Source organism: Clostridium sp., from assembly GCF_029267215.1.
Lineage (GTDB): Bacteria > Bacillota > Clostridia > Clostridiales > Clostridiaceae > Sarcina.
The window spans coordinates 1-16,445 of record NZ_JARIDH010000053.1 but is presented as its reverse complement, the minus strand read 5'-3'; the positions used below and the strand labels follow the sequence as shown (position 1 = coordinate 16,445).

Sequence of the window (16,445 nt, the reverse complement as noted above, 5' to 3'; positions counted from 1 at the left end):
CAGTTGAAAGTGTTGATTGAGCTGCTGCATATATAGCTGCTAAAACTATACCTGTTATACCAACTGGTAATTGGAATGCTATATATGATGCAAAAATTTGGTCTTGTTGAGCAGTTTGTAATAACTGCGGATTTTGATTATAAAAAACATATAAAGCTGTTCCAATTAAATAGAATACAGTTGCTACAAATAATGATAATACTAGGTTACCATAAGTCATTTTCTTTAATTGTTTTATATCTGTAGTAGTAGTGAATCTTTGCACTATATCCTGACTTGAGATATATGATGAGAAAGTATTTAATCCTCCTCCAACTACTAATAGGAATACGCTTGTTTTAAATATATTAGCATTGAATATTGGCTCTTGTGAAGATAGAAATTTTCCACCTTCAGTTAATTCATGCATAATAGATCCAAATCCACCATTTATTGTTGAAATTAAGAATATTAATGAAAAAACTATACCTGCTATAAGTACACAACCTTGAATAAAGTCTGTCCATAAAACTGACTTTAATCCACCTGTGTAAGAATAAATTATTGCTATTACACCCATTGCTACTATAAGCAAATAAACATTTATTCCTGTAAGATTTGCTAACACCATTGATGGTAAGTACATTATGATTGCCATACGTCCAATTTGATAAATAATGAACATTATAGCTCCAAGAATTCTAAGACCTTTATCTTTATATCTTATTTCTAGATATTCATAAGCAGTATCTATATCTAATCGACTATAAACCGGTAAGAAAAATCTTATTGTAAGAGGCACTGCTACAAACATACCTAATTGAGCAAACCACATTATCCAAGTTCCCTTATAAGAGTTACCAGCTAGTGATAAGAATGAAATTGGACTTAATAAAGTTGCAAATATAGAAACTGAAGTAACCCACCATGGAATAGTTCCATCACCTCTGAAGAATTCTTTACCTTTCATTTCCTTTTTAGAAAACTTTAACCCTGCATAAAGAACAGCTCCTAAGTAAACAACTAGTACAACTAAATCAATCTTCGTAAACCCCTGCATACCAATTCTCCCCTCTTAAATTTTTATATAGGCTAACTTATATAAGTTAGCCTACTATTTCATTCCTCTTAAAAACCCACTATCTTTTAAAATTTTTAATTTTTAGAAATATTTTTTATTAATTTCTTTAGCTTTTGAAATCATTTCTTCAGTAGCTTCTTTCATAGGTTGTCTACAATATCCTGCATCAACACCTTGTTCTTGAAGAATCAATTTAATTGTTTGATAAAGACCATTATTTAATATATCAGTTATCAAATCATTAGTTACATGTTGAATTTCTAAAGCTGTTTTAATATCACCTTTTTGAGCTGATTCAAAAATTTGTCTTGCTCTAACACCATTTACATTAAATGTTGATCCTATAGCTCCATCAACACCAAGTACTGTAGCTGGTAACATCATTTCATCAAATCCAGCAAATATTAATTTATCTGGGAATGCTTTTCTCATACGTTCTAATAAATAGAAATCTGCTGCTGTGAATTTAACACCAATAATCTTATCATTTTCAAAAAGTTCAGCAAATTGCTCTATTGACATATTTACTCCTGTTAAGAAAGGAATTGAGTAAATTATAAGTTTATTATCAACGGAATTTATTATTGTTTCATAATAGTGTTTTATTTCATTAAAATCGAATTTATAGTAGAATGGGGTAACTGCTGATATTGCATCATATCCTAAATCCGTAGTAAACTTAGCTAAATCTACAGCTTCTTTTAAATTAACTGATCCTACTTGAGCTATTAATTTAACTTGTCCTTTTGATTCATCCTTAGCAATTTCAAATATTTTTTTCTTTTCATCAGTTGAAAGCATAAAGTTTTCGCCAGTACTTCCTCCTACATAAAGACCATCTATTTTACATACATCAATATTATGTCTTATAATTTCTCTTAAACCTTTCTCGTTGATATTTCCCTCCTTATCAAATGAAACTAATAATGCTGAATAAATACCTTTCATTGCTTTTCTCCTCTCAAAACTCTTTAAATATTTGCTTTATTTTAAAACATCAGTAAATCTCCTAGTTATTTGTTGCGGCCTTGTTATAGCTCCTCCAACAACTGCTGAATATGCACCTAAATCAAATGCTTTCTTTAGTTCTTCTGGAGTACTTATTCTTCCTTCACAAATAACAGGAATTTTTACATTTTTTACTAACTCTTCTAGAAGTTCAAAGTCAACACTGTTGCTCTGCTTAGAATATGGCGTATATCCTGAAAGTGTTGTAGATATACAATCAAAACCTAGCTTTTCTGCTTCAATTCCCTCTTCTAAAGTTGATATATCAGCCATTGCTAGTCTTCCTTTTTCATGAATAGCAATAACTAAATCCTTTACATTCTCACCATTAGGTCTTTTTCTTTTTGTAGCATCTAATGCTATCATTTCACAATCTGTTTTTAAAAGCTCTTCTACCTCCTTAATAGTTGGAGTTATATAAATTTCTGAATCATCATAGTTTCTTTTTATTATTCCAATAACAGGGAACCTAGTAACTTCTTTTATTTCATTAATATCATTAACACCTTGTGCTCTTATAGCAGCTGCTCCACCTTGCTTAGCCGCTATTGCCATTCTTCCCATAATAAAAGAACTATGCAAAGGTTCATCTGATAAAGCTTGACAAGAAACTATTAAATTTCTTTTCACAACATCTAACATTTTATCACCTTTTCTGAAAATTATTTTCTTTATACTTTTATTGTAATCATTTTCTTTATTTTTTCAAGTATTTTTTGGAAAATTATTTTCTTTTTTTGTACTTTTGAAAATTTATTTCAAATAAAGAATAAGATTATAAGAATTTTTAAATAAGATTTTCAAAAAATCTATAGAATATCTTTATCTTCTCTATCAAGATTTTCTTATTTAATTTAAAAGGTGTTAAGATAAATTTTAAACATACTTAACACCTTTCTATTTTTAAACCTATTTTTTTGTTCAATATTTATTCAATTGTTCTAAACCTACATAAGTGGTGCAAACACCCTTATAACAGCTCTTAAAATTCTTGTTGGCATTTTAATTTTATTACAATCACACATAGTTATTCTTTGACATTTTTCTAAGGTTTTTAAGAAATCATCCTTAATCTGTCCAACTGATTTAGTTTTATATAACCAAACTCCACATTCAAAGTGAAGATATAAACTTCTATAATCCATGTTTATTGTTCCTACAGTACCAATTTCATCATCAGATACAAAGGTTTTAGAATGTATAAATCCTGGAGTATATTCATAAACCTTAACTCCAGCTTCTATAAGCTGAGGGTAATAGGCTCTTGTAACAATGTGAGCATACCATTTATCCTCAATATGAGGAGTAACCACTCTAACATCTACCCCACTTTTAGCAGCCAATGTTAAGGCTGTTACAAGTTCATTATCAACAATAAAATAAGGTGTGTTTATATAAACATAATCCTTAGCTTTATTTATAATATTTAAATAAACATTTTCTCCAACAATCTCATCATCTAGTGGACTATCTCCATATGGTTGGACATATCCATCACTCTCAAACTCTTCTTCATGGTGAAAATATGGATAATACTTTTCATAAGCTTCCTTTTCCTTATTATCAAAATTCCAAGTCTGAAGGAACATAACTGTAAGATTCCAAACAGCATCCCCCTTAAGCATTATTGAGGCATCTTTCCAATGACCAAATCTAACTACTTCATTAATATATTCATCAGCTAGGTTAATTCCACCTGTAAATCCTGTATGCCCATCAATTACTGTTATTTTTCTATGATCACGATTATTCATTCTTAAAGATAATAAAGGTACAAATGGATTAAACACCATACATCTAATTCCTTTAGATTCTAATATCTCATTATATTTATATGGCAGAGTTTTTAAACACCCCATATCATCATAAACAAATCTAACTTCTACACCCTCTTTAACCTTTTCTTCTAAAATTTCAAGAATACTATCCCACATCTTACCTTCATGAACTATGAAATATTCCATAAAAATATAATGCTTGGCTTTTTTAAGTTCTTCCTTTAATTTTTCAAAAAAAACCTCCCCAGGTGATAAATACTCAGTTAAGGTATTTTTATATGGTGGAAATTGAGAGTAATTAGATATATATCTAGATTGGTTAGCTATATTTCTATCAATTTTTTCCAACTCTTTTATTATAGTTCCATCATTATATAATAAATGCTTAGTTTCATCATGAGAAGCTTGTATCTGCTTCTTAAATTTTTTGCTTGTCTTATTTCCTCCAAATATTAAATAAAATAATCCTCCAAAAACAGGAAGTAATAACACAGGAACTGCCCAAGCAAGCTTATATGAGGGATTATCTTTTCTACTTACTATATAAATAAAAACAATTATACTAATAGCAATAAATAAAAAATACAGGTAAATAAAATGTTCACTAACCTTCCATATACCTGTTGTAAGTATAATAAATTGTAAAAAAATAAGAAATCCCACTACAAAAGTCCTACTCAAAAGTTTTTTCAAAAGTTTTTCCATTTATTCCTCCTCTATGCTTTTCTCTCATAAGATTCACAACATATTTTAATTATCATTTGTTTAATTAGAAAATATTTTACCCATTTTATTTATCAAGTAATCTTTATTTTTAAGTAAAAATTTTTATAGGATTGGTCGATTTACAAAACAAAATTAATCCATAAGTTCCCATCCCTTAATAGCAACTTTATAATAAATCCATTTAGGAGTTACTTTACTTATAAAATAAAGAATCTTATTACACACTCCAGGAATTACAATAATCTTAAGTTTTTTATTAATACTTTTTAAACTAATTTCTACAACTTCCTTTGCACTCATCCATCTAACGAGTCCCTTATTTTGAAGTTTATTTTCATCCATATTAAGTTTACTGTGAAAATCAGTTCTAGTAAATCCTGGGCATAAACACTGCACCTTGATATTATCTCCAGCTAACTCCATAGCTAAGCATTGAGAAAAACTTATTAAAAAAGCTTTTGTTGAACAATACATTGCTGAACTTGGAAAAACATTAAATCCAGCCATAGAACTTACATTTACTATGTACCCTTTTTTATTTTTCTTCATCTTCTTACTAATACTATGACATAATTTCATGGTAACCAACATATGAACCTTTGCCATATCAAGTTGTTTTGAATATTTATCTCTTGTAAAAGAATCATCAGCTCCATATCCTGCATTATTAACTAAAAACTCAATATCCTCTCTCTTTTCAAGTTCTAAAATAAAATCTTCAAACTCATAATCATTAGTTAAATCAAGTATTTTCACTTCCACTTTTACATTAAACTTATCTTGTATATATCTTGAAACTTCATTTAGTTTTTCAGCTCTTCTACCAAGAATAATAAGATTATATCCCATGCTTGCTAACTTAATAGCAAATTCTTTCCCTATCCCACTAGTAGCACCTGTTATTAATGCACTTTTTCTCATACAATACTCCTTTTTTATCTGTCATCTTCTAAATTTGTAATTTCACCAATTTCAACTTTTTTCATATAATACTCTTTTTTTATCATAACAGAGAAAAAAAGTTTTATTAGCTAATAAAAAAATATATAAGACCAAAAACTAAAGTAATAGGCTTGCATCCTCTGGCATAAAGCCACCAGGTTTTACGCCCTCAATCTATAAAATGCTTCTCATATCATTCTACTTTTTTATTTCTCCCTTAATTATCTACTTATAAAAAACTCTAAATAATTCTTAAAAATATATATTATTATATAATAAAAAAGCTATAAGACAAAGAGGATTACCTTTATCTCATAGCTTTTTAAGGTTCTTTTAAGTTTAAAAACTCTTGGTGAAAGGGGGTTATCTTGGGTGAACTTGTAACATTAATTATATTTACCAACAAACTCCCACTTCACCCTTTAACCAAGTGTAGAGTATTTCACTAAAAATCATATTATATTTAGATAAGACTATATTCCCTATTATAATTTCAAACTAAAAATTTCAATTTATATTTATCTCTTTCAGTAATTCATCACCAACTAAAAAATAGTAGATTTTCTAAAACAAAAAAATTTATTTAATCTCTATAAAAAGTTTCACACTCAGTTGATGTTGAAGTATTGGCCTCAGGTCCAAAAATTTGTATATCCGTTGATGTGCAAGTCATTCCCACATTATATGTACAATTCATTGCATAACACCTTATTTTATGATCAATATCCGATTGGCTATCCAAAGCTTGAATTATAGTACCTGTATAATTAGTATTAAATGCACTTTTAACAGCATTCATTAATGTTCTAGGTGCAAAAGTCTTACAAGAAGTTTCAATCTTATTCTCAGCTTCTTGTCCATCTATCTCAATAGTCATTGCTGTGCACATTCCATTTACATGATTAATACAATTATGAGCAGAACATGCTAATCTAGTCATAAAAATCACCTCTTAAAAAAATTATCCAGCTATATTTTTTGCAAATTCTCTAAAAATATTCAACAAAATAATTTTTAATAATATAATTATAATTTCCATGAAAAAACTCTTTAATTCACTCTATAATTTATAGTGTTTTTAATACCATAATAATAACTTTCATTGAAAATCAGTATGAATCTACTTAGTTATTTCTCATAACTTCTTTAAATTTCATATTTGGGCTTTATGAAAAACTATTAATATACACTTAATTTATTCTACTTTATACAATCAAATATATAATTAAAAACAATTAATTAAAATCTATATTTCTATACTAAATACATTAAATAAAATATTCTAACTAAATACTTATGAAAACTTTAAACTAGCTTTTATTTGTAATAAAAAACTTATTATTTTCTCTCATATAAAAAGAAATTACTTGGCAAACAAGCTTTTTGCTAAAACTTATGTAAAAAATAAATTTAATGAAAAACAACAATACTAAATGGTGTTGAAACCTTCCCTTAAAACTTATGTGAAAAATAATTTATAAATTTAGACAAAAAAAGAGCACCTAATGTTATCAGTCATTAAGTACTTTTTTTACTTTGGAATCAGTTGCCATTTTGATTCTACTTATATTATTTCATAAGCAATATATAATATACACTATTTTTCCTCTCTTGTCATAATAAATTTATTAATTTTTTGTAAACTTATATGATTTATTTATTATATTTAATTAAAATTATAAAAATTAAATTTAAATATAAAATAATTTACAAAATAAGTTTAATTAAATTTTATTTACACTTTATTAACATTTGTTTTCATACAAAATTCTCTTAAATGTATCTTTTTATTAACTGCTCAATTCTTACTAAATTATATTTTTCATAAGTATACTTCCAAAAATTTATTTTAGTATAATTTATAACCAATAATAAACTGCTAACATAAATAAACTATTAAGAATTTATTCTAGCCAACTTAATAAATAATATTAAAATTTCATGTTAAATTTCATGCTTTTGAAAAAAATATTGATAATCAACCCAATAACTAATTTTAAAAATTTATGTTAAGATATATGATTTTCTCTAAATTCTTACTAACATTAAACTCAATAGTAATACCTCTAAAAATAATTTAAAAAAATTTTTGATTTAGGTTAACTCTAATTAAAATTGATAAGTATTTATATTGTGTAAGAACTAAATTTTACCCTTAAATACCAAATTTAATTAACCCCTAATAATTAAACCCTTTTATAATACTACCTAAAGAATTATTATAAACCATTTTTATCAGATAATTTTTTATAAAAAAATAGGTAGTCATAAGACTACCTACTTCTTATATAAGTTATAAAATTATTTTACAACTTCAACTTTTACTATGTTAGTGTTTCCTTCGTTAGCTGGTACACCTGCAACAACTACAGCAGTATCATTAGCTTTAACGAATCCAGCGTTTTTAGCTATTTCAACAGCATTTTCCATTGTAGCGTTCTCAGCAACTACTGGGTAAACTCCAAAGCATAATGCAACTTTCTTAGCAACTCTTTCACATGGAGTTATAGTTACGATTGGTGCATCTGGTCTACATTGAGATATTCTCTTAGCAGTAGCTCCTGATTGAGTTAATGAAACTATAGCAGCTGATTTTAACTCGTGTGCAGCATTACAAGCAGCTCTTGAGATTACTCCAGGAACAGCTGGTATATGTTTCTTAGCTTTTGAAGCAGCTAACTCGTAGCTTAACATTTCTTCAGCTTTAGTAGCTATTTTAACCATAGTTTCAACAGCTTCTACTGGCCAGCTTCCGTTTGCTGACTCACCACTTAACATTATAGCGTCAGTACCATCTAAGATAGCGTTAGTTACGTCTGAAACTTCTGCTCTAGTTGGTCTTGGGTTTCTCATCATTGAGTCTAACATTTGTGTAGCAGTGATAACTGGTTTTCCAGCTACGTTACATTTTTCGATGATCATTTTTTGAACTGAAGGAACGTCTTCCATTGGTATTTCAACTCCAAGGTCTCCTCTAGCTACCATGATACCATCTGAAGCTTCGATGATTGAATCTATGTTATCAACACCTTCTTGGTTTTCGATTTTTGAGAATATTTGTATATCAGCTCCACCATTAGCAACTAATACTTCTCTTATAGCGTTAACGTCGTCTGCTTTTCTGATGAATGAAGCAGCAACCATGTTAACTCCCATTTCACAACCAAATATTAAGTCAGCTCTGTCTTTATCAGTCATAGCTGGTAATTTTATTGATACTCCAGGAACGTTAACTCCTTTGTGAGTTCCAACTAAACCAGTGTTTCTTACGATACACTTAACTGCGTTTCCTTCTACAGATACAACTTCTAATCCAACTAAACCGTCGTCTATTAAGATAGTATCTCCAGCTTTAACGTCTTTTGCTAATCCAGCATATGTAACTGAACACTTAGTAGTGTCTCCTATTACATCCTCTGCTCCAGCATATATAGTAAATTCTGATCCAGCAGTTAATTCAACCTTGCTTGGCTCGAATTTTCCTGTTCTTATTTCTGGTCCTTTAGTATCTAATAATATAGCTACTTCTTTACCTAATTTCTTTGATATTTCTCTTACTTTAACCATTCTTCCTTTATGCTCTTCATGGTCACCATGTGAGAAATTGTGTCTTGAAGCGTTCATTCCTGCTTCGATTATTTTTGTTAATAATTCTTCGTTTTCACTAGCTGGTCCGATAGTGCATACTAATTTTGTTCTTCTCATTTAAAAAACACTCCCTCGTAAAAAAATTAACCCTAAGTTTAAAATATATAATAAATAATAAATCATAAAAAATTTATTATGTCATTAACTAAATTATTTATTTATAGCCTCAGACATTTCAAATAAACTTTTATCAAAAGTTCTTTCCATATCTAATGCTTCATCTATATCCATATCAAATATTTCACCATTTCTAGTTCCTATAACTTTTGAAGTTTTTCCTTCTAATAATACTTCAACAGCTTTAGCTCCCATTTTTGATGCTAATATTATGTCGTTAGCACTTGGTGATCCACCTCTTTGAATATGTCCTAATATAGTAGCTCTAGTTGAGATTCCTGTGATAGATTCTATTTCTTTAGCTAATTCAGTTGATCCTCCAACACCCTCAGCAACTACTATTATACTGTGAGTTTTTCCATTTGCTCTACCTTCTAAGATAGTTTTGATTAATTCATCTTTATCAAATGGCATTTCTGGAACTATTACAGCTTCTGCTCCACCTGCGATACCAGCGTATAAAGCAAGGTCTCCACAGTTTCTTCCCATAACTTCTACAATAGATACTCTCTCGTGTGAAGTTGATGTATCTCTTAATTTGTTTATAGCATCTACTATAGTTTCTAATGCAGTATCAAATCCTATAGTATAATCAGTGTAAGCTAAGTCATTGTCTATTGTTCCTGGTAATCCAACAGTCTTAACTCCTAATTTTGAAAGAAGTTTAGCACCCATGAATGATCCATCTCCACCAATAACTACTAAAGCTTCAACACCGTAAGCTTTTAATATTTGAGCAGCTTTTTCTCTTACTTCTTCTTGCTTGAATTCTAAACATCTAGCAGTTCTTAATATTGTACCACCTCTGTTTATTATTTCTGAAACAGATTTTCTATCCATTTTGAATAGTTCTCCATTTATTAATCCAGCATATCCTCTTTGAACTCCCATAACTTCAAGTCCATTGTGTAAAGCCATTCTTGTAACAGCTCTTAAAGCAGCGTTCATTCCTGGTGCATCTCCACCACTTGTTAAAACAGCAATCTTTTTCATAATATTTTCCTCCTCTACACCACATGGGACAATTTCGATCCCATCAGTGTCAAATATTACCCACATTTTTAAGATATTATTTATATATGTTAAATGTTTATCAAACTTAAACTATTTAAAAATTTATCTCAAAACTTCAAACCCTATGTAAATTTTATTTAATACTTATTCTACCACAATTAATTGTACTTAAAGTAGTGTGCATTTTCAACCTTTTTATGTAGAATTGAATAAAAAAAAACTCGATATTTAATATTTTCATCATTATTTATTATATACTAAATTGATTTTTATATTTAATCTAATATCAAAAATTACACATTTTAAATTGTCTAACTGTCCATGTTAAAACTAAAAAAACATATTTCTCCTTAAAATCTTTTTTAATTATTCAAATAAAATATATTTTTTTAATTTTAAGAAAATTTACAAACTTATTTTATCACGTTTGAAAAAAATGTCCACTTTTAAAGATTTTGTTATAAGTCTATTTCATAAAATAACTCACTTAAACTGATTAAGTAATCGTTACTACTTCATTTAAGGAAGTTATTTAAAACTTATAATTTTAATCTAAAAAAGTGAACAAAAAATTACTATTTTGTTTATTTAATCTATTTTTTCAATTTATTTTTCTTTAACATACCTTAAAGTTTTATAGTATTTAAAATTTCAAGACATGTTTTCTTTAAATATCAACTACTTAAATAAATTCTTACTTGGATTCAACCCTCTTAACATTTTCCTCTCCAAATTTCTCTTTTAAGAAGTCTATAACATTAGTATCTAGGTTAACCCACATATCTCTATTTAATCTAAAGGTTTCTCTTTCCTTAGCTGCAAACATATAAAGTGGAGAATCACCTCTATATTCTGAAAGTAAAACTTTAAGAGGTTTAATAAGCATTCTAGCTTTTTCTTTATCCTCAACTTTTAAATAGACTTTAGTTGAATCAATCATTTCTAAAGGCTGTATATCCTCACAAAGTATTTTAGGTTCTTCATCCTCTTTTATTGAAACTCTTCCTCTAATTATAACAAAAGAATCTTCATTTACTAAGTTATTACACTTTTCTAATGTTTTTGGGAATACAACACATTCTAAAGCTCCTGTTAAGTCTTCAATTTTTGCAAAAGCCATAAGTGTATTATTTCTTGTAACCTTTCTAGAAACATTAGTAAGTATTCCTCCTACTATAACTCTAGTTCCATCTGTTAAAGAATTATCAATCACTAAGTCATCAAATTCAACATTCTTCTGTTCACTTAAATTTTTCTGAGCTTCAACAATTTTTTCTATGGTAATTGATGCTTGATTTTTTAAAGATTTATCATAATCATCAAGTGGATGGCCACTCATATAAAGTCCAGTCATCTCTTTTTCCATAGCAAGCATATATTTCTTATTAAACTCTTTTATATTTGGATATTTTATCTCTAACTCTTTACTCTCTTCTTGAATTGACCCAAACAGAGAAATTTGACCATCTATATTTTTCTTTCTTTGAGAGTAAACTCCATCCATTATTTTTTCAAAAACAGAAAGAAGTTGTGATCTATAAACCTTTAAACTATCAAAAGTACCAGCTTTTATTAAACTTTCAACAGCTCTCTTATTTACAATACTTAGATCTATCTTATTACAGAAATCCATGAGAGATTTAAATTTTCCTTTTTCATCTCTTGATTTTGATATGTTTTGAACAACATTAATACCAACGTTTTTGATTGCTCCCATACCAAATCTTATGGTATCTCCTTTAACAGTGAATTTAGTATAACTCTCATTTATATCTGGTGGTAATACTTGAATTCCTAATTTTTCAGCACTTCTTATATATTCTGATACCTTATCACTGTTACCCATAACTGAGTTAAGCATAGCTGCTAAAAATTCTACAGGATAATATCTCATAAGATATGCTGTTTGAAATCCTATTACAGCGTAGGCAGCAGCATGACTTTTGTTAAATGCATAGGATGCAAAATCCATCATAGAGTCAAATATCTTGTTAGCAGCCTCTTCTGATATACCATTTCTTAAGCATCCTGGAACTTCTATATTTCCATTTTCATCTTTAATTCCGTATATGAAGTTCTTTCTCTCCTCTTCCATGACCTTATGTTTTTTCTTTGACATAGCTCTTCTAACAAGGTCACTTCTTCCCATGGAATATCCTGCAAGTTTTCTAACTATTTCCATAACTTGTTCCTGATATACCATGACACCATATGTTACGTTTAATATATTTTCAAGCTCTGGAACTATGTACTCAACAGATTTTGGATCTCTCTTACCATTTATATATTTAGGAATCTCAGCCATTGGACCTGGTCTATAAAGAGAAATTCCAGCTATTATATCCTCTAGATTGTCTGGTTTTAATTCTTTCATGAAAGAAGTCATACCTGCTGATTCTAGTTGGAATACACCAACTGTGTTTCCTTCTCCAATCATTTTATAAACTTCTTTATCATCAAAATCTAAATTATCTAAATCTATGTCTACTCCCCTGTTATACTTAATCATATCAACAGCATCACGCATAACAGTCAAGGTTCTAAGACCAAGGAAATCCATTTTTAAAAGTCCAAGCTCCTCTAAAGTGGTCATATCAAACTGAGTTACTATGGACTCATCATTTTTTTGAAGAGGAACATAGTCAACTAAAGGCTTAGATGCAATAACAACCCCCGCAGCATGTGTTGATGAGTGTCTTGGAAGACCTTCTAATCTTCTACTTACATCTATTAATTCCTTTACTCTTTCCTCTGTATCATAAATAGTTTTAAGTTCTGGATTTAGATCTAAGGCCTTATCTATTGTTACCCCTAAAACTGTAGGAATTTGTTTAGCTATTCTATCAACCTCTGCATAGGTGTAATTCATAGCCCTTCCCACATCTCTAATACAAGCTCTCGCAGCCATAGTTCCAAAGGTTATAATCTGTGAAACATTGTCATGACCATACTTTTCAACAACATAGTCTATAACTCTCTGTCTTCCTTCATAACAAAAATCTGAATCTATATCTGGCATACTTACTCTCTCTGGATTTAAAAATCTTTCGAATAGTAAGCTGTATTTCATAGGGTCTATTTTTGTAATTCCTAAGGTATAGGCAACTAAGGCCCCTGCTGCAGACCCCCTTCCAGGTCCTGTTGGAATTCCATTGTCATTAGCATATTTAATGAAGTCCCAAACTATTAAAAAGTAATCAACATACCCCATTTGCTTGATAACTCCAAGCTCATACTCAAGCCTTTCTATATCCTCTTTTACTATTTCATTTGTTTCTCCTATTTTATAGACCTTATCTATATCATAATCCCCATTTTCCTTAAGCTCTTTTAACTCATCAAGTCTATCTATAAGGCCATCAAAGCAGGTTTTTCTTAAATAATCAAAAGGTTCTACTCCTTCTGGTAATGGGAACTTAGGAAGTTTTGATACATGAAATTCATAATCAAAGTTACATTCCTCTGCAATTTTCAAAGTATTTTCTAAAGCCTCTGGAATATAATCAAACATATCCCACATTTCTTCCTGTGATTTTAAGTAAAATTGGTCTGAAGGATATCTTCTTCTATTTGGATCATCAACAGTTTTTCCTGTTTGAATACACATAAGTATGTCATGAGCCTTAGAATCTTCCTGATTTATGTAGTGAACATCATTGGTTGCTACTAAAGGAATGTTTAATTCTTTAGATAAATTTATGTTAACCTCATTAACCTTTTTTTGTTCTTCCATGCCATGATTTTGAAGTTCTAAATAAAATCCATCTTTAAATGTATCCCTATAAAAAATAGCTGCTTCTCTAGCTTTTTCTATATTTCCATTTAATATAGCTTTTTGAACCTCTCCTCCAAGACAAGCACTTAAAGCTATAATTCCTTCTGAATGTTCTTTTAAATATTCTCTATCAATTCTTGGTTTATAATAAAAACCCTCAATAGAGGCTACAGAGACAATTTTCATAAGATTCTCATATCCTTTTTCATTCTTAACAAGAAGAACTAAATGGTATGTTTTATTATCTTCATCATTGCTTTTTATCTTTCTAGACTTAGGTACAACATAAACTTCACATCCTAGTATAGGCTTTATACCTTGAGCCTTAGCCTCTTTGTATAAATCAACACACCCATACATAACACCATGGTCAGTTAATGCTATGCTTTCCATTCCAAGTTCCTTAGCCTTATTAATAAGTGGCTTTATCTTTCCAGAACCATCAAGCAAACTGTAACCTGAGTGAAGATGCAAATGACAAAATTTCTTATCCCCCATTATCTCACTTCCTTTCTTTAAATAGTTTATTATATTAATTTCTTATGTAAACCAATATTTTAATTTAAGATTCTGTTTTAAGAGATTGTTAATTTTAATTTTTTCTCTTAAAAACAATTTATGTTTTAAGCAAATCATACCTAAAACATATTCTTAGAATTTTATTTTATATTAATTTGTTGTATAACCTCTATATTTTTATAATATAGTAATTTAATTTTATCATATAAAGCAAATCTATCCTAAAAAATTTTTCATAATAGATTTTAATAGATAATATCTATTATGCTCAAGTTTTAATATCATACCTAATAGTCATTCTTAACTTTAAATCATGAATTAAATCAACCTTAATATACTATTACTTAGTTCAAGTTTTATTGAATATGCGGTAAATAGCTAAATTGAAATTGTCAATAAGCAAAATAAAAAAATATCAACTTAAATTATAAACTTAAGTTGATATTTTTATTAATATTTATTTTAGGTTTATGTAGAAAATTTAAGGGTTTATTCTGAATAAATGCTTATTTAAAGCTAAAATTTCTTCTAATACTTCTTTAGCCTCTTCTATAGATCACAAAATTTGAGCCCTAAGAAACTAATATTATCTGTTTTTATATTCTTTTATAATATCTATAAAAGATTTGATTATAAGTTCTTTTGAGCTGATTCTATTGAATTTTGAAGTTTTACTCTTGCCTCATATAAGTTACTTTCAATTCCATCCATAGTTTTAACAAATTCATCTTTTGACATATTCATAAGATTACTTGAATTTGCATCTAAGTCACTTTTAGCAGAGCTTATTTTCATTTTAAGATTATCTATATTATCAATTATAGTTTTATTTATCTGATCTACAGCACTATCTCCTTTAATAACCTTAGTACTTAATTCATTTCTTAAATTACTAAGTTCAGTATCTAAGTTAGTATAATATTTCTCATACTCCTCATAAACCTTTTGCTTGTTTTCATCTGTTACATCTGAAAAATCATACTTTGCACCTAACTTTACACCGCCCATATAAGTTTTGATTTTTTCATCTAGCATTTTTTTGTATTCCTCTGCTTTAGTCATGGTTTTTTCTGGGCTCATAGGTTCATTAGGCATATCAGTAGATTTATTTGTACAGCCAACCATACCTATCATTCCAACTATCATAACACCTAGTAGAGCAAAAATAAGACTTTTAAATTTCTTTTTCATATTGATACCTCCATAAAAATTTAATATTGTTTTCACTCTTATTTTCTCCACTAAACCATTTAATATTATTTAAAAAAAAAGAAACTTTTAGGTTTAAACCTAAAAGTTTCCTGTTCTAAGCTCTTCAGCTATTTTTTCAATTTTTAAACGATTAACTTTTTCTGTTGTAATAGTACGCAATATATTCTGATTATTAAATTGTTCCTTACTTAGCTGATTCAAATCATTCTTTTCGCATATAACAGTAACTTTATGTTTTTTAGAAAGTTTTTCAGCAACGTTATCAACACATTTTCCTACTGCAGAATAATTAGGATAATAACTTCCAACTATAAAAACAATATGCATAGTATCACTTCCTTAATAAGGATTTACTTATATCTTTAATTTCTTTTAATTCTTTAATTATTAAAATCGAATAAATTATTAAATATATTGTTAGACCCACTACAATACTTTCTATCGATCCTAATATAATAAATGTGAAAAGACCCACTAATTCGATAAATATAGTTTTACTTTGAATAACTCCGAGTTCTCTTCTTATATAATTTTCAGATAAATAAAGTCTTATCTGCATAGCTAACAAAGTCCCTAAAGCAATCATTTTGACAGATCCTGTTAAAAAATAAAAAGGCACCACTAAAATAGTTGCAATTAATACACC

Annotated in this window: 12 protein-coding genes; all 12 read right to left on the bottom strand. The window is 28.4% G+C overall.

The genetic code is table 11. The annotated features are described in order from the left end of the window. Positions 1-1,039 (bottom strand): sodium:solute symporter family transporter (locus Q1K13_RS09635; protein WP_300350091.1); only part of this gene is annotated, 1,039 nt, incomplete at its 3' end. A gap of 102 nt (positions 1,040-1,141) precedes the next feature. After that, on the bottom strand, positions 1,142-2,008 hold the full coding sequence (locus Q1K13_RS09630) for an N-acetylneuraminate lyase (RefSeq protein WP_300350088.1): 867 nt from the start codon (positions 2,006-2,008) through the stop codon (positions 1,142-1,144). 36 nt (positions 2,009-2,044) lie between these two features. Beyond that, positions 2,045-2,710 carry an N-acetylmannosamine-6-phosphate 2-epimerase gene (locus tag Q1K13_RS09625; protein ID WP_300350085.1) on the bottom strand — a complete coding sequence of 222 codons (666 nt, stop codon included), beginning with the start codon at positions 2,708-2,710 and terminating at the stop codon, positions 2,045-2,047. A 305-nt stretch (positions 2,711-3,015) separates the two neighbouring features. Then, positions 3,016-4,551: a cardiolipin synthase gene (gene cls / locus Q1K13_RS09620; RefSeq protein ID WP_300350082.1), complete on the bottom strand. Its 1,536-nt coding sequence runs from the start codon at positions 4,549-4,551 to the stop codon at positions 3,016-3,018. Positions 4,552-4,704: 153 nt separating this feature from the next. Then, positions 4,705-5,493, bottom strand: coding sequence for an SDR family NAD(P)-dependent oxidoreductase (locus Q1K13_RS09615; RefSeq protein ID WP_300350080.1), 789 nt, complete (start codon positions 5,491-5,493; stop codon positions 4,705-4,707). A 604-nt stretch (positions 5,494-6,097) separates the two neighbouring features. Then, positions 6,098-6,454 carry a DUF1540 domain-containing protein gene (locus Q1K13_RS09610; protein WP_300350078.1) on the bottom strand — a complete coding sequence of 119 codons (357 nt, stop codon included), beginning with the start codon at positions 6,452-6,454 and terminating at the stop codon, positions 6,098-6,100. Between the two features lie 1,361 nt (positions 6,455-7,815). Then, positions 7,816-9,219, bottom strand: a complete 1,404-nt coding sequence (gene pyk, locus Q1K13_RS09605; protein WP_300350075.1) for a pyruvate kinase — start codon at positions 9,217-9,219, stop codon at positions 7,816-7,818. Between the two features lie 93 nt (positions 9,220-9,312). Continuing rightward, a complete protein-coding gene (gene pfkA, locus Q1K13_RS09600; RefSeq protein WP_300350072.1) occupies positions 9,313-10,272 on the bottom strand; it encodes a 6-phosphofructokinase in 960 nt (319 codons plus the stop codon). 715 nt (positions 10,273-10,987) lie between these two features. Continuing rightward, positions 10,988-14,566, bottom strand: coding sequence for a DNA polymerase III subunit alpha (locus Q1K13_RS09595; RefSeq protein ID WP_300350069.1), 3,579 nt, complete (start codon positions 14,564-14,566; stop codon positions 10,988-10,990). Between the two features lie 651 nt (positions 14,567-15,217). Then, positions 15,218-15,778, bottom strand: coding sequence for a hypothetical protein (locus Q1K13_RS09590; RefSeq protein WP_300350067.1), 561 nt, complete (start codon positions 15,776-15,778; stop codon positions 15,218-15,220). A 99-nt stretch (positions 15,779-15,877) separates the two neighbouring features. Further along, positions 15,878-16,126, bottom strand: a complete 249-nt coding sequence (locus Q1K13_RS09585; protein WP_300350064.1) for a hypothetical protein — start codon at positions 16,124-16,126, stop codon at positions 15,878-15,880. A gap of 4 nt (positions 16,127-16,130) precedes the next feature. After that, a partial coding sequence (locus Q1K13_RS09580) for a hypothetical protein (protein WP_300350061.1) occupies positions 16,131-16,445 on the bottom strand: 315 nt, incomplete at its 5' end.

What these genes read in the sequence shown, in the direction of transcription:
- Q1K13_RS09630 (WP_300350088.1), bottom strand. Translation starts at nt 2,008, where the DNA reads ATGAAAGGTATTTATTCAGCATTATTAGTTTCATTTGATAAGGAGGGA.
- Q1K13_RS09625 (WP_300350085.1), bottom strand. Translation starts at nt 2,710, where the DNA reads ATGTTAGATGTTGTGAAAAGAAATTTAATAGTTTCTTGTCAAGCTTTA.
- cls (WP_300350082.1), bottom strand. Translation starts at nt 4,551, where the DNA reads ATGGAAAAACTTTTGAAAAAACTTTTGAGTAGGACTTTTGTAGTGGGA.
- Q1K13_RS09615 (WP_300350080.1), bottom strand. Translation starts at nt 5,493, where the DNA reads ATGAGAAAAAGTGCATTAATAACAGGTGCTACTAGTGGGATAGGGAAA.
- Q1K13_RS09610 (WP_300350078.1), bottom strand. Translation starts at nt 6,454, where the DNA reads ATGACTAGATTAGCATGTTCTGCTCATAATTGTATTAATCATGTAAAT.
- pyk (WP_300350075.1), bottom strand. Translation starts at nt 9,219, where the DNA reads ATGAGAAGAACAAAATTAGTATGCACTATCGGACCAGCTAGTGAAAAC.
- pfkA (WP_300350072.1), bottom strand. Translation starts at nt 10,272, where the DNA reads ATGAAAAAGATTGCTGTTTTAACAAGTGGTGGAGATGCACCAGGAATG.
- Q1K13_RS09595 (WP_300350069.1), bottom strand. Translation starts at nt 14,566, where the DNA reads ATGGGGGATAAGAAATTTTGTCATTTGCATCTTCACTCAGGTTACAGT.
- Q1K13_RS09590 (WP_300350067.1), bottom strand. Translation starts at nt 15,778, where the DNA reads ATGAAAAAGAAATTTAAAAGTCTTATTTTTGCTCTACTAGGTGTTATG.
- Q1K13_RS09585 (WP_300350064.1), bottom strand. Translation starts at nt 16,126, where the DNA reads ATGCATATTGTTTTTATAGTTGGAAGTTATTATCCTAATTATTCTGCA.